At 36.5% G+C, this 16,529-nt stretch carries 11 protein-coding genes; 4 read left to right on the top strand and 7 right to left on the bottom strand.

Features of this window, described 5'->3' with window-relative positions:
- Positions 1-40: 40 nt before the first annotated feature.
- The 6 genes from Q4496_RS01295 to Q4496_RS01270 form a co-directional block, all read right to left on the bottom strand.
- Entirely contained in the window at positions 41-1,225 is a 1,185-nt protein-coding gene (locus Q4496_RS01295) for an alginate export family protein (protein WP_303609803.1), read from the bottom strand.
- An 80-nt stretch (positions 1,226-1,305) separates the two neighbouring features.
- Positions 1,306-2,148, bottom strand: coding sequence for an ABC transporter ATP-binding protein (locus tag Q4496_RS01290; protein ID WP_215973778.1), 843 nt, complete (start codon positions 2,146-2,148; stop codon positions 1,306-1,308).
- Positions 2,149-2,170: 22 nt separating this feature from the next.
- Entirely contained in the window at positions 2,171-3,127 is a 957-nt protein-coding gene (locus tag Q4496_RS01285; RefSeq protein WP_215973874.1) for an ABC transporter permease, read from the bottom strand.
- A 101-nt stretch (positions 3,128-3,228) separates the two neighbouring features.
- Positions 3,229-4,626, bottom strand: a complete 1,398-nt coding sequence (locus Q4496_RS01280) for a CmpA/NrtA family ABC transporter substrate-binding protein (RefSeq protein ID WP_215973779.1) — start codon at positions 4,624-4,626, stop codon at positions 3,229-3,231.
- Between the two features lie 466 nt (positions 4,627-5,092).
- The gene (locus tag Q4496_RS01275) at positions 5,093-6,160 is read right to left on the bottom strand and encodes a CmpA/NrtA family ABC transporter substrate-binding protein (protein WP_252727568.1); all 1,068 of its coding nucleotides are present in this window, start codon (positions 6,158-6,160) and stop codon (positions 5,093-5,095) included.
- A gap of 10 nt (positions 6,161-6,170) precedes the next feature.
- The gene (locus Q4496_RS01270; protein ID WP_215973780.1) at positions 6,171-6,812 is read right to left on the bottom strand and encodes an ANTAR domain-containing protein; all 642 of its coding nucleotides are present in this window, start codon (positions 6,810-6,812) and stop codon (positions 6,171-6,173) included.
- Positions 6,813-7,202: 390 nt separating this feature from the next.
- Between Q4496_RS01270 and Q4496_RS01265 the strand changes: the two genes are divergently transcribed.
- From Q4496_RS01265 to Q4496_RS01250, 4 genes are all read left to right on the top strand, one after another.
- Complete coding sequence (locus Q4496_RS01265; protein WP_303609802.1) at positions 7,203-8,354, top strand: cupin domain-containing protein; 1,152 nt, start codon at positions 7,203-7,205, stop codon at positions 8,352-8,354.
- 110 nt (positions 8,355-8,464) lie between these two features.
- A complete protein-coding gene (locus tag Q4496_RS01260) occupies positions 8,465-9,226 on the top strand; it encodes a pseudouridine synthase (protein ID WP_303602016.1) in 762 nt (253 codons plus the stop codon).
- 156 nt (positions 9,227-9,382) lie between these two features.
- Positions 9,383-11,878: a GGDEF and EAL domain-containing protein gene (locus Q4496_RS01255; protein ID WP_303609801.1), complete on the top strand. Its 2,496-nt coding sequence runs from the start codon at positions 9,383-9,385 to the stop codon at positions 11,876-11,878.
- Positions 11,879-12,049: 171 nt separating this feature from the next.
- A complete protein-coding gene (locus Q4496_RS01250) occupies positions 12,050-12,742 on the top strand; it encodes an ABC transporter substrate-binding protein (protein ID WP_215973783.1) in 693 nt (230 codons plus the stop codon).
- Between the two features lie 69 nt (positions 12,743-12,811).
- On the opposite strand, the gene Q4496_RS17975 is transcribed toward Q4496_RS01250, so the two are convergent.
- Positions 12,812-16,432, bottom strand: coding sequence for an EAL domain-containing protein (locus Q4496_RS17975; protein ID WP_368411044.1), 3,621 nt, complete (start codon positions 16,430-16,432; stop codon positions 12,812-12,814).
- Positions 16,433-16,529: the final 97 nt, after the last annotated feature.

The following is a 16,529-nucleotide window of genomic DNA, read 5'->3' as shown; positions in this document are numbered from 1 at the left end:
TAGTGATTGTCGGGTGAGATAATTAACGGTTTTCACTGAGTTAAAACTTAGCGCTAACCCAGACCCAAACCTTATCGGTATCAACTTTACCTGAGGCAGTATCACCTGCTGAATAAGCTGAATACTTGATACCAGCGGTATAATTGTTAGCAAATTTTTTCGCATATACGGCATTGATCTCGCTACCTAAATCGTCAACAGATTCACTTGCTTCATCAGCTGAAAAGTCATGTACTACTACTGTCCAACCGCCACCGAATGCTTTACCTGATAATGATGCATATAGATCAACTAAGCCTTCTTTAGGTGTTGCTAAGAATTGATCTGACCAACCATTAAATTTATGAAGGGTTGCTAGTGGCGTTGAAAAACCGTACATTCCGTCATCGCTACCTAACACTTCAGCACCTAGTTTTAAGGTTACGGCATTAAAGCTATAGCCACCTTCAAGCGCTATGTAAGTTGCCGAATAGTCTGTTGTGCCACTTTCAGAGTCTTGAGTAGAAAATTCAGCAAAATATGAAAAGTTATCCTTTTGTCCTTTAAAACTCAGACCAAAAGTATCTAAACCATTGGTTGTGCCTTCATCAACTTCTAAAAGGTAGCCATAAGTAGTTAGTTGCCCGTATTGGGTTTTGTAAGCAATATTAATTAAATGATCTTTTGAATGAAGGTCATTTGCTTGTGCAAATATGCGATTACGTTTATTAAGAAAACTGTAGCTGATATTAAGATTTTCTAAGGCGTTGTAGTTGATTGTTGCAGCATCGAAAGTTTGTCTATCTTGACGCCATCCTACATGGCCAACATAACGGTGATTATCTAACGCGATGACTTGGCGGCCAACTTTTGCGGTAAGCTTACCTTGTTTATATTGTACAAAAGCTTGATCAAGTTCGGTTGACTCAGGGTCGGCAATTACAGAGTACTCTGCGTTATTACCAACGGTATCGTTATAGTCATCCACTCCTGCAATTTGACGTGAGTCTTCAAATTCAACCACACCTGAGAAGCCATTGTAACTAGCAGTAGTATGATTTAATCGCGTTCTTAATGTTAATGCTGATGCGTCTTTTAACGTATTTTCTTGGTCTACTGCTTCGTAACGTAAGTTTAAATCAATGGTTGTTTTCGCTTGATTTTCTGCATTGGCGTTAGCTGAAATACCTACAGTGGCTAATAAAGTCAAGGCAGCAATTGTGTATAATTTATATTCTGTTTGCATGGTTATCCCTTAAATTTTTTGATGTTTTTTATTTTTTATTTTTTGTTCTTATTTTTATATTTTTTATTTTGCTCAATTAATTAAGCTACACTCGATGATTTCTGTTTTACTTTGTCTGTATCAGGTACCGATATATGTTCAACTTTTCTTTGTTTTTCATATAAGAAAGTTAAGACGGCTGATCGAAGTCGGTTATATTCAGGATCTTCTGCGAGGGCTAAACGGTTTCGTGGGTGAGGTAAATTAACATCTAATATTTCACCAATTGTTGCGGCAGGACCATTGGTCATCATGACAATGCGATCAGATAATAAAACGGCTTCATCTACGTCATGAGTAATCATAATCACGGTATTATTAAGCTTTTGCTGGATCTCCATTAAAGAGTCTTGCATATGTGCACGCGTTAAAGCATCAAGTGCACCAAACGGCTCATCCATTAAGAGAACTTCTGGCTTCATTGCAAGAGCTCTGGCAATACCAATTCGTTGCTTCATACCACCTGAAATTTCATCAGGACGTTTATCTTTCGCATGATCCATATGAACTAAACGTAAATTATGTTCAATCCATTCCTTCATCTCTGCTTTTGACATTTTATTTTTAAATACACGTTTTACGGCTAATTCAATATTTTGATAAGCGGTTAACCAAGGTAATAATGAATGGTTTTGAAAAACTACTGCGCGTTCAGGACCCGGTTCAGTTACTTCTTTATTGTTCAGTAAAACACCGCCAATAGTTGCTTTGTGTATACAGGCAACAATATTTAATACAGTTGATTTACCACAACCAGAATGGCCAATAAGTGAAATGAACTCCCCTTTTTTAATTTGTAAGTCAACTCCCTTTAATGCGGTGAAATCACCTTTAGGGGTTGGAAATACCATATCTACTTTACTGATGTCTAAAATAATACTCATGTGATTTCCTCTTTGTTATTGATTACAGTTGCGCACTTGATTTGTCCCAAGACAACATTCTTTGTAATTGCAGCATGGTGCGGTCAAGCATGTAGCCAATAAGGCCAATAACAATAACGGCTGTCATGATTCGACTTAATGACTGTGAACTACCGTTTTGGAATTCATCCCAAACGAACTTTCCTAACCCTGGATTCTGTGCCAACATTTCTGCCGCAATAAGTACCATCCACGCAATACCTAATGACATTCTCATACCCGTAAAAATGGCAGGAACAGACGCAGGTAAAACAATTTTTTGAATATGTACGAGTTTTGGCAGACTTAATACTTTACTGACATTTACCCAATCTTGATTCATCGACACAACACCAAACGAAGTGTTAATAACCATAGGCCAAAGGCTACATAGGGTTACTGTGATTAATGAGTTAACAAATGATTTTGCAAACATTGGATCCGGAGATACGTACACAGCACTTACTACCATGGTAACTAGGGGTAACCAAGCCAAAGGGGATACCGGCTTGAATACTTGTATTATTGGGTTAATCGCTCGATTCAAGTTTTTACTTAATCCGATAGCAATACCTAAGGGAATAGCAATAATTGCAGCCACTAAAAAACCACTTAATACGGTAATTAAACTGGTAACTATTTGATCTAAGAAGGTCTCTTTGCCGGTGTACATGCGTACTTTTGGTTGATAACTAGGATCCTTTGCCATGCGAGCTTCATTTCGTTCATCTTGGCGTATATAAAAAGCTTTTTCTTTATCACGTTCTGTATTGTGCTCATTAACTAAGTTAACCATTTGAGTTGCAACAGCACTAGGGCCTGGAAACTTACCTAGTGAAGTTTCAATGCTATTGGCAGTTAATGACCATAGCAGCAAGAAACAGCAAATACCGGCCATAGGTAAAATAAAGGTTTGTACTTTTTTTAACAACAAGGGCATGATGATTTTGTTCCTATTCATAGGCGTTATACCTGTCTTTTGTTTATTTATTAAGGCAGTCATTTTCTCTCCCTAGTGCGCTGGTTACAGCGCACTAATGCGCATTAAAGTTTGTTCAAGGACTAAAGCTTGTCACCATTTTTCAAACCAATATTAAACTTATTGATATAAGCGTTTGGTGTTGTGCCGTCATATACAATATTGTCAATAAAGTGTTTTTGTGGGGCACGGAAACCGTCTTCATCAGCTAGATCTGAGAAATCGCTTTTTGACATTATTTTTTCATCAACTAAAGATTGAGCGGCAGCCATATAAATATCAGGACGATAAACTTTTGCGGCAATCTCCTTGTACCAGCTATCTGGCTTGTCATCGCTAATTTGTCCCCAACGGCGCATTTGTGTTAAATACCAAATTGCATCTGAGTAGTAAGGGTAAGTTGCGTTATAACGGAAGAATACGTTGAAATCAGGTAATGAACGTATATCGCCTTTTTCATACTCAAAGGTTCCGGTCATGCTATTTGCAATAACTTTATAATCAGCACCAACATAGTTAGATTGAGATAAAATTTTAACGGCTTCAGGGCGATTGGCATTATTGTTATCGTCTAACCATTTTGCAGCGCGAATAAGCGCTCGGGTTAAGCGAATAGTGGTATTCGGGTATTTTTCGGCGAACTCTTTTGTGATACCAAAGACTTTTTCAGGGTTGTTTTTCCAAATTTCATAATCAGTAACTACGGGTACACCAATACCTTTAAATACCGCTTGTTGATTCCAAGGTTCACCTACGCAATATCCATGGATAGTGCCAGCCTCTAATGTTGAAGGCATTTGCGGTGGAGGCGTAACTGATAGCAATGCTTGGGCATCAATCTGGCCAGAAGTATCACCTTTATGAGGTGCATAAAATCCAGGGTGAATACCACCAGCAGCCAACCAGTAGCGTAATTCATAGTTATGTGTAGAAACAGGAAAGACCATCCCCATTTTAAAAGGGGTACCTTCATTAAGGAATTTGCTTACTACAGGTTTTAGTGCATCAGCTTTAATTGGATGAACAGGACGTCCATCGGCTTGTTTAGGAATATTAACCTTCATTTGTTTCCAAACATCATTAGAAACAGTAATGGCATTGCCATTTAAATCCATTGAAAAAGGCGTGATAATATCAGCCTTAGTGCCATAACCTATTGTCGCTGCTATTGGTTGACCAGCTAGCATATGAGCGCCGTCTAAGCGACCATCTATGACGCCATCAAGTAAAACCTTCCAGTTTGCCTGAGATTCAATGGTGACGTATAAGCCTTCATCCTCAAAAAAGCCTTTTTCATATGCAATAGCAATAGGGGCCATATCAGTTAGTTTAATAAAACCGAATTTCAATTCTTCTTTTTCTGGATAACCTAATTCAGCTGCTTGTAAAGTCGAGGTTAGCAAGGCACCTGATATACATATACTGGCAATGGCAGCATGGTATAACTTTTTACATTTCTTTTTTAAAGGTATTTTCAACATACTTTTCTCCAAATAAAAAAGCCCATAGCACTTTGGATAAATCCAAGTGCTATGGGCTACAATGCCAAACTAATAGTGACTACGCCGTTGCAGTGCGATTAGTTTTAACGAGATAAATTTTTAGTAATTTTTTAGCTTATATTGTTTTCAACTTATATTAATGCAACCGCTGTTGATTGTATTAATTCGAAAACATAATGCTAATAATAAAGCATATTTAGTGCCATTGTTTTTATTTATATGTAAATCAATGGTTTAGTGTTTTTCAGTTTTTTTTTTGTGGTGCTCAAACTGTTTAATTGATCCAATATTGGGAAAGTCTCGCCTTAATTTGGTGCGCTTATTTGTCCGCTTAACCTCTACTTTACATTATCAGCCTTAATTAATGTTCAGTGTGAATCGAATTTATAAGTTGATAATTTATACTAATATTCGAGATTAGCTATTATGTAGAATTAAGTTTGTTTCAAATGCTAATAGCCGTTAGATATATATCTTCTCTATAAATATTGGCAATGCTCAGTTCAGTTCGTTGTTTGGTGCTTATATGCCCACATTCTTGCATTAAATCGGCAATTTTTTCACCGCAATTTAGGGCAGGCTTGTTAAACTCTGGGTCGTCTAGTGTGGAAAATTGATTATAACTTGTTACTTTTCGTGGTGTTGTGCCGTTAAAGGTTAAGCAACTGCCAAGCAATGAAGGTGCTATTACATCAATGTGTGTGTCTAGGTAGCAGGCACGGCTCAATAATCTTGCTGCTTCAAAACGATTGGGAACATTTTCAAGCCATTGGCAGGCTTCATATAAAGCTGACACTAAAGCGAGCGTTGTTTGAGGGTATTTACTTTGCCAAGACGACATTAACCCAAGTACTTTTTCTGGGGAGTCTTGCAATAAATCTGATGAAGTTACACCGGTTACGCCTACGCCTTCACGAACGGCTTTAGCATTCCACGGGCCACCGACACAAAAACCATCAAGATCGCCTGACTGCATTGATGGTACCATTCCAGAAGGCGGTACAAATAACAAGTTTATATCTGATAAAGCGATATTACCTTCTTTTAACCATTCAATGAGTTCATAGTAATGACAGCTATAAGGAAATACCACAGCAAAGGTAAGTTTTTCGCCCTCTTTTTTACGTTCTTTTATTTCAGGGCTAAGAATATTTGCTGAAAATGGCATGCTAATTTCAGTATTATTTTTATGTGCTAATAATTTTTGATATAGGGCTGTTGATATGGTGATACCGTTGCCGTTTCGACTTAAGATCAATGGCGATATCACTTGTGATTCTTGACCATACAAACCTAAGTTACTTGCTATTGGCATGGGTGCCAACATTTGTGCAGCATCAATTACACCTAAATGGAGCTTATCCCTTAGGGTAGCCCAAGAATTTTGCTTGGTTAAGGTAACATTTAACCCCCATTTTTTGAACATGCCCATTTCGTAAGCAATGACCACAGGAGCGCTATCTGTTAAGGGCATAAACCCTAAGTTTATATTTTTCTTTTCAATTTTAAACATGATTTTTTCTCTAAAATATACTTGCAACAGATAGAATGTTTTTAGCAACATCGTCCATTTTCTGGCTGTTATCCATAGCTATTTTTCGGATGAAATTATAGGCATCACTTTCAGAAAGCTGTCTTGTTTCCATTAGCCATCGTTTAGCTTTATCAATATTTTTTTGACTCGATAGTTTTTGCTTAGTATCAGCAAGCTCTTGTTTCATGCCTTGAAAAAGGCCGAATCTAGCAATTGCGACATCAATAATTGATTTTACTCTATCTTGACCAATATCACCGACCACATAAGCACTGACACCTGATTTAACTATTTGATTAATTGTTGTTTTATCGTTTTCTTGTTCAGAAAAAACAACAATAGGTTTAGGGGCGAATTGAGATATTTTATTAAGATTCTCGAGCATATCCCGATCAGGTGACTCTATGTCGATAATGATGACATCAGGATTTAGTTGTTCTACATCCTTTAACAAAGGAACACCTGAATTAGCGATATGATAGATGTCATATTCAGTATTTGTGAGCACATCCATTAAAGCTTTCGCTTTTACATGATTATTTTCTGCAAGTAATACTTTCAACTTAGCAGTTGGCTCTTTTATATGATTATTTTTAGATAATGATAAAGTGCTTTTTTTCAATTTATTCAAATTAAATTAACTAATAACGTATATTTTATAGAATGAAGCAGTATTCGTGCCATTTAATAAAGTCAATAAAATCAATTTATTAAATTGTTTTCATTACTTTTTATGTTGTTAATTGTTAGTTTATGATGCAAGACTGCCCCATAATAACAAATGTAACAGAAGCTTAATGGTGGGTTATTCTTGTTGATTAAGTATATTCCTTAAAAGTAACTTATTTATTACTTTATTGGTGCATCTATGTGGGAAAGGTAACAATAGAAAACTAATTTTGTAAGGAAGTAAATTTTTTGTACTTAATAACATTCAAACTAGGTTCACTTCCCCGTATAATCTCAATAATAAAGCGTAAGCCAATAGTAGTAACCACACTTAAACACCTTAGAGAGCATTATGTATAACTTAGATTTAAATCAAATGAGCAAAAATGAATTTTTAACGACTTATTGGCAGAAAAAACCAGTGGTGATTCGTCAAGGCTTTAAAGATTTTGTTGACCCTATTGCAGCAGATGAATTTGCTGGTATTGCGATGGAAGAAATGGTGCAATCTCGTCTGATCTCTAAAGAAAATGGTGAGTGGCAAGCCGAATTTGGCCCGTTTGAAAGTTATGAACATTTAGGTGAACGTGATTGGTCTTTAGTTATTCAAGCCCTAGATAACTTTTCTGAAGAAGCAGCTGAATTAATAGAGCCCTTTAGATTTTTACCGCATTGGCGCTTAGATGATTTAATGGCTAGCTTTGCTACTGAAGGCGGTAGTGTTGGTCCTCATGTTGATAACTATGATACTTTTATTTGTCAAGGATCTGGTAAGCGTCATTGGAGAGTTGGAGATAATGGTCGACATAGCGAAGTTATTGCCCATGAAGCGTTATTACATGTAGAGCCTTTTGAAGCGATTATCGATGTTGAATTAGAAGCTGGTGATATCTTATATATTCCACCTGGTTTTCCACATGAAGGTGTTGCTTTAGAGCCATCAATGAGTTTCTCAATAGGCTTTCGTGCTAATTCTGCTATTAGCTTGTTAAGTGGTTTTGCAGATCACTTAATTGATAATGAATTAGGTGGTCAATTACTTCAAGACCCGCAGCGAAAAGCAATTACCAATAGCGGAGAAATTACTAATAGTGATTATGCGAATATTAAACAGCAGTTACAAAATTTACTTGATGACGATAAATTATTCAAAAATTTTGTGGGTAATTTTTTAACTAATGCAAAACATGAATTAGATCTAATGCCGAGTGATGAGCCTTTTGAAGCAGCTGAAGTTAGTGAACTTCTAGCTATTCATGCGATTAAACGCTTAGGTGGATTACGTGCTTTTTATTTTGAAGATACGTTAAACGATGGCGTTTTTTATCTCAACGGTGAGCAAATTAATTTTAATAGTGAAATAGCGCCGGTGATTAAACTTTTATGTAATCAGGTAGTCGTTACGCCAAGTGAATTAGCGCCATGGAGTACAAATGAGCACTTTGTTACTTTGATGGTAGGGTTACTTGATCAAGGTTATTGGTTTTGGACTGAAGCCGAATAATTTAAAACTTATAGCGCAATAAAATTATGTATTAGAAAGAGATAAAACATTAAAACTAATATGTTTGAACAAACAAAACATCGACATAAGCTGATTTACCAGGAAATAGCATGCGTTTAGATAAATTTATTTGTAAAAGTACGGAGTTAACACGAAACGAAGCAAAGAAACTGCTTAAAAGTGGTGAAGTACGTGTTAATGGTGAAGTAGCAAAAAATTCAGCGATGCAGGTACATGAAAACAATACCATTACCATAGATGGTCAAGTATTAACTGCTCGTACTTCACGTTATTTTATGCTCCACAAAATGGTTGATTCTATTTGTTCTAACGTGGATGAAATTTATCCTTCAGTGTTAAATTTTATTGATGTTGATAAAGCATTTGATTTGCATATTGCTGGTCGGTTAGATGCCGATACCACAGGTTTAGTACTTATTACGGATGATGGTAGATGGTCACATAATGTTATTTCACCGAAAAAAGATTGCCAAAAAACATATCGTGTATGGCTTAGGAATGCAATTGTTGAACATCAAGCCGATGAATTAATTGAGCAATTTAAACAAGGTATTCAACTACAAGGAGAGCCGGCATTAACACGTCCGGCGATTCTAGAGTTAGTTTATAACGATGAGGAACATAACAGTACAGAAAGTAACGATGAAATTGATACTCGAGAGAAGGCAACGAGTGAGGTATTACTCACTATCACGGAAGGTAAATACCACCAAGTAAAACGAATGTTTGCGGCTGTTGGTAATCGTGTTGTAGGTTTACATCGAGAAAAAATTGGCGGTATTGAACTTGGTGAGTTAGCACCGGGAGAGTGGCGATCGCTAACCGAAGACGAAATAGCGCTGTTTTCTTAAATAATCAGAGTTCAAGTTGAATTGTTTATTTGACAAGTGGAAGTATTATTTTTGAATTTAATGTCACTTATTTTAAAAAATTGACTACAATTATTACTTTATAATTAAGTTTATATGCTTCATTGAATTGTTAAGTAAAATAAGGAATTCTTTAGAATGGCAGCTAATTATCAGCAACAACTTAAAGAAGAACAAGAAAAAACTAGGTTTTTGCTAGATATTATTAATGCTATTCCTGAGCCGATAATGGCAAAAAATTGGCATGGTAAGTTTATTTTTTCGAATAAAGCTCTTGCTGACTTTTACAATACCACACCTCAGAATTTAATTGGCAAAGATGACTCATATTTCAACTGTAATAAAGAGCAAACAGAGTTTTTCACTGAAAGTGTACAAGCCATTATTAAAAGTAAAAAGCCCCAGGTTGTCTATGAGAATGTTACAGATATAAAAACTGGAAAAATTAACAATTTTCTTTCTTTAAAAACCCCATTTGTTAACAGTAAAGGGGAAGATAATGTTGTTATTATTGCCAATAATATTACCGATATCACTATCTTAAAAGATAAAGCTGAAAAAAATGAAAAAAGGTTGGCAGGGGTTTTAGAAGTATCACACGAAGGAATGTGGGACTGGAATACTGAAACTAATGATGTATTTCATAATAAAAGATGGGAAAAAATTACAGGTGTTGTTGATTTAGAGAATTCGTTTGAAGAATTTCAACGTTGCATTTTTGCCGGTGATAAAGAAAAAGTCAATGAGGCTATTGAAAAGCTAGTTACCGAAAATGTTCCTTATAGTATTGAATATAGAATGATACGTCCAAGTGATAATAAACAAATTTGGATTTGGGATAGAGGAATTATTCTTGAGCATAATGAGCAAGGTAGGCCTTTATGGGTTGTTGGCATAATTCAAGATATTACTCGTCGTAAGTTGGTAGAGGAAAAAATTAAGTTAGCTGCCAGTGTATTTACACACGCTAGGGAAAGCATCATGATCACTGATGCTACGGGCATTATTGTTGATGTTAATGATACCTTTTCCTCCACAACGGGATTTAGTCGTGAAGAAGCTATTGGGCATTACCCAAGTGAGCTTCAGCCTGGAAGACAAGCAAAACAAAACTATGCTGACATGTGGCAAGTGTTATTAAAAGATGGCTATTGGTCAGGCGAAATGTGGAAACGTCGTAAAAACGGCGAAGTATATGCTGAAATTAAAACAGTCAGCGCAGTACGTGATGAACAAGGTGTTACAACTCATTATGTATCTTTAGGAAACGATATTACTTTAATAAAAGAGCATCAAGATCAATTAGAGCGTATTGCTCATTACGACATATTGACTAACCTTCCTAATCGAGTATTACTTTCTGATCGATTATCTCAAACTATGTTGCACTGTAATCGTCATGAAGAATCTCTTGCCGTTGTTTTTTTAGATCTGGATGGCTTTAAAGCGGTAAATGATACTTATGGCCATAAAATGGGTGATGAAGTCTTGATTGCTATTTCCGCTCGTATGCAAAAAGCATTGCGAGAAGGTGATAGTTTAGCGCGTCTTGGTGGTGATGAATTTGTTGCAGTGTTAACGGATTTAACATTATCAACAGCAGCTGATGATTGTGAGCCAGTATTAACACGATTATTACGTGCAGTCTCCGAGCCTATTATTATCGGCGAGATCGTGTTGAATGTATCTGCCAGTATTGGAGTAACCTTGTACCCACAAGATAATGTCAATGCCGACCAACTGATGCGTCATGCGGATCAAGCTATGTATGTGGCTAAAGAGTCAGGGAAAAACCGTTATCACTTATTTGATACAGCACAAGATGTTGCTGTTAAAGTGCAACGAGAAAGCTTAGAGGCAGTTCGCAGTGCTTTAGAAAATAACCAGTTTGTACTCTACTATCAACCTAAAGTGAATATGAAAACAGGTACAGTGGTTGGGGTTGAAGCACTTATTCGTTGGCAACATCCTAAGCGTGGTTTGCTAAGTCCAATAGAATTCTTATCCGTTATTGAAAATACGTCTATGATGATTGAATTAGGGGAATGGGTAATTGACACTGCCTTAGCACAAATTGGTGAGTGGCAAGCTATGGGACTGCAACAGCCATTTAATACCAGTGTTAATATTGCAGGTATTCAATTACAGCAATCTGATTTTACGCAGCGATTAACGGCACTACTTGCTGAGCATAAAAATGTAGATCCATCTTATTTAGAGTTAGAAGTACTGGAAACAAGTGCTTTAGATGATGTCCATCATGTGTCAGCTATTATGTGTGCTTGTATGGCGCTAGGGGTAAAATTTGCGTTAGATGATTTCGGCACGGGTTATTCATCGTTAACTTATTTAAGACGATTACCAGCTAAAATCATTAAGATAGATCAGACTTTTGTACGCGATATGTTAGTTGATACAGATGATTTGGCGATTGTTGAGGGGGTAATTGCGTTAGCTAAATCATTCAAACGAGATGTGATTGCTGAAGGTGTTGAAACGATTGAGCATGGTACTGCGCTCTTGCAGTTGGGGTGTGATTTAGCCCAAGGTTATGGCATTGCTAGGCCGATGCCTGGAGCTGACATTCCAACGTGGTGTGAAAATTGGAAGCCTGATATATGCTGGCAAAGCTAAGAAATATACTAACATTGTTTTTAAAGAGCTAGATACGTTAGTCTCGAAAATAAAGGGGGATAATACAATCTATATTGATATAGAACGTAAAATACAGTATGAATTTTAGAAGTCGTAACGCTTTTAATTTATACTTACTCTTTATTATGTCTGGAAAAACTTATCTTCGTAATGTTAATTCGAAACTTGTTCACTATTGTTTTATTAATTATAGGCAAAGCTTGTCTGGCTATAGAGCCTATTGTTTTAGCTGTCGAAAATAGCTGGCCACCTTATTCAGATAAGAACGGAAATGGTCTTTCTAAAAATATTATTATAGCAGCGTATAACGCGGTTAATGTTAACGTTGAGTTTATTTCTGTTCCATATGCTCGAGCACTTAAAATGACTGAGCAAGGTCAAGTAGATGGTGCGTTTAATGTGACAAAACAAAAGAGCACGCAAGCAATGTTTAATTTCGGTAATGTTCCAATTTTACAGGCTAGTGCTTCATTTTATTATCATAATGATTCGTCATTGAATTTTACTTCAGTCAAAGATATTCCTAAAGGTACTTCTATTGGAGTCATTATTGGTTACGAATATGGTGATAATTATGATATTTATAAAAGTCGATTTAGAGAAGTTAAAGTAGCGAGTCAGTCACAATTAATTGGACTACTAAGAAACAAACGAATAGATATGGCAATTATGTTCGATGAAGTTGTTAAAAGTAAGTTAAACGAAATGGGACTTCAATTTAACGATATCAAAAAAGGCACTATTAACCACACAAGTGATATTTATGTTGCTTTTAGCAAATCAAAAAATACGATAAAAGCAATGAATCTACTAGAAAAAGGGCTAATTAAAATAAAAGAATAATTGTACTTATTTAAAATACAGCAATGCTTCATCAAATAAAAAAATTAGGCAGAAAGGTGAAGTAAATAGTTACTTTTGCCAATTAACATCTGGTTTCCAGTTATTAATCCAGGTATGAATATCATTTGCCGGCATAGGTTTAGCAATACCGTAACCTTGAGCTAAATCACACCCCAACTGCAAGAGCGCAGTACCATGCTCAATCGTTTCAACACCTTCAGCAATCACATCTCGTTTGAATGATTTAGCTAACGCAATTACCCCCTCAACAATCGCCAAATCATCTGTATCAACTAACATATCGCGTACAAAAGTCTGATCTATCTTAATGATTTTAGCTGGTAATCGTCTTAAATAAGTTAACGATGAATAACCCGTGCCAAAATCATCTAACGCAAATTTTACTCCTAGCGCCATACAAGCACACATAATAGCTGACACATGATGGACATCATCTAAAGCACTTGTTTCTAATACTTCTAACTCTAAACACCGAGGATCGACATTTGAGTGATTCGAAAGAAGCTTTGTTAATCGCTCTGTAAAGTCTGATTGTTGTAATTGAACCGCTGCAATATTAACACTGGTATTAAATGGCTGTTGCAGTCCCATAGCTTGCCACTCACCAATTTGTGTTAAGGCAGTGTCAATTACCCATTCCCCTAGCTCAACCATCATGGGGTTGTTTTCTATAACGGGTAGAAACTCTATTGGACCTAGTAAACCCCGCTCAGGATGTTGCCAACGAATAAGTGCTTCAACCCCAACTACAGTGCCTGTTTTCATATTCACTTTAGGCTGATAGTAGAGTACAAACTGGTTATTTTCTAAAGCACTGCGAACTGCCTCTAAGCTTTCTCGTTGCACTTTAACAGCAACATCTTGTGCTGTATCAAATAAGTGATAACGATTCTTTCCTGATTCTTTAGCCACATACATAGCTTGATCCGCATGACGCATCAGTTGATCGGCATTGACATTATCTTGTGGGTACAAGGTTACCCCTATGCTGGCAGATACATTTAAGACAATGTCACGGATAGTTATAGGCTCAGAAGCGGCCAGTAATAATCGTGATAATACCGGCTCACAATCGTTAGCTGCAGTTGATGGTGTTAAGTCTGTTAACACTGCGACAAATTCATCACCGCCAAGACGCGCTAAACTATCACCTTCTCGTAACGCTTCTTGCATGCGAATAGACAGAGTAACTAATAACTCATCTCCGATATCATGGCCATAAGTATCATTTACTGCTTTAAAACCATCTAAATCTAGAAAGACAACCGCAAGAGATTCTTCATGACGGCTACAATGTAACATCGCTTGAGATAATCGGTCCGCCAGTAATACTCTGTTAGGTAAACGTGTAAGTATATCGTAATGTGCTATGTGTTCTAACTGATCTTGATGTTCCTTTATTGCCGTAATGTCATTGCCTAGAGCGACATAATGGGTAGTAATTCCTTGTTCATCTTGAACGGCACTTATTGTTTTCATTTCAACAAATAAGTCGCCATTTTTACGATAATTCCAAAGTTCACCTTGCCAATGTCCTTCTTCGTTTAAGGTTGACCACATATTGTTATAAAATTCAGAAGACTGGCGACTTGATTTTAGAATACGTGGGTTCTGCCCAATGGCTTCTTCACGGCTATAGCCTGTCATTGCTGTGAATGTATCATTAACATCAATAATTATGCCTGCTGTGTCAGTGATAATGATGCTTTCCCGAGCATGAGTGAATACGCTTGCAGCGAGTTTGAGCTTTTCTTCTGCTAATTTACGATTGGTAATATCATTATGAATACCACTCATACGTAAAGGTTTACCATCCATATCACGCTGCATCACATTTGCTTGATCATGTATCCATCTAACATCACCTTCTTTTGTTAACATACGATATTCAAGGCTATGGGATTTTGAACGGCTCTCTAATACGTCATTAATTGATTGCCAGGCCTTTTCTCTATCGTCAGGATGGATAAAGTCAGACCATTGATTTGTGGTTTGTTTGATTTCTTCATGAGTGTAGCCTAACATTGTTGCCCAGCGTTCATTCCTTTCAACAGTGCTTTTTACTATATTCCAATCCCAAAACCCTAACTCAGCTCCTGCCAATACCAAGCGCATTTGTTCATCTCTTGATTTTAGTGCTAAGTTAGCTTGATTTTTTTCAATAGCGATACTCGCTAAGTTAGCCGATTGTTCAATTAAAGCTATGTTATCTTCTGTTGGTGTATTGACTGTACGATGATAAATGGCAAAAGTACCTAGTACCTTTCCTTGGGTCGTACGTATTGGCTCTGACCAACATGAGCTTAATTTTGCTTTGCTTGCAAGATCTTTGTACGACGTCCAATAAGGGTGGTGGTGAATGTCTTCTACGACAACTCGCTTATTTGTAAATACTGCAGTACCACAAGAGCCCACCCCAAAGCCAATCTCAGTTCCATGAATAGCTTGGTTGTAAAAGTCGGGGAGACTAGGGGCGGCTCCAACTAATAGATGTTTACAGGCCTCATCGAGTAATAAAACGCTACAAAGCATACCTGTGTTTTCTTCCTCAACACCATGCACAATAGCTTCTAAGACTACTGAAAGCTTCTCATTTTTTGTAATAAGTTCTAAGACATAAGAGCGTGAACGTTCGCGTAATTCAGCTTGTTTACGCGCTGTTATTTCATGATGTGTACCACAAATCTGAAGAGGTTCATTAGTGTCTTCATCATATTTAATGACAGAGCCAGAGCCTTTAAGCCATATCCATCTACCATCGGCATGCTTCATTCTGAATTCAATCATGTAGTTGCTTCCTGATGCAATACGAGATTGGATAATGTTTTCTATGTACTCTTTATCATTTGGGTGAATAAGTTTTTCCCAATCACTAATATGGTTAGTAATATCTTGTCTAGTGAGACCAAGCATGGATAACCATTCATCATTAACAATATTTTCACCTGTTTGATAGTTCCAATCCCAATATCCTAATTTTGCACCATTAATGATATTTTGTAGTTGGTGTTGAGATTTTTGAGCACTATCTTTATTTTGTTTTAATGCATTAATACTTTTTAGTTGCTTGTTATTATAACGAAGGAATAATCCACCTATGACAGTACATAATATAACAATAAAAATTGTGATGAATAGTTGTCGTTCTTTGAATTTTTTAATATCTGCGGCGATCGACTTTTTTAATGATATCTCAATATTATCTGCAGATGTGGTCAGTTTAGAAAAGGCGAGATCTAGCGCCTGATCTAAATCAGACCCTATGCCAGATGTTGACTTCGATGCCCATCGTTTTTGTGCTATTTGGCGAAAATAATGAATATCCTCTATCGTTTTTTCAATTTGTGTACGTAAATTGGCATCGTTTAAGGGGATGAATACGGTTTCTTCGTAAGTGGCGCCATCAAGCATTGCTTTGGCGTACCATTCTGATTGATCAAGGTGGAGCCAGACAGTTTCAATATTTACATTTTTATCACCACTAATAACTTCTTCAAACCACAAGTGTGCAGTACTTACTTCAAGCTTAATTTTTATAGCAGCGTTAATTAGGGGGGAGTGTCTTTCAGCTATGTCACGTCCGGTATTAAATGGATAGTAAACAATCGTGATAGTTATCAATGTTAAGATTAAAATAAATGAAATTATTTTATGAGAGCCAGTTTTCATCAGTAATATCCGCACTTAATATAGGAGGTGAATTCTTCTTGTTAACAAAAAATTCTTTGTATTTAACCTTAAGCACAGATATTTCTTATAAAAAACA

Origin of the sequence: Colwellia sp. 5_MG-2023 (assembly GCF_030547795.1) — a bacterium.
In the GTDB taxonomy this organism is placed as follows: domain Bacteria; phylum Pseudomonadota; class Gammaproteobacteria; order Enterobacterales; family Alteromonadaceae; genus Colwellia.
This window is presented reverse-complemented; position numbering and strand designations above follow the sequence as displayed.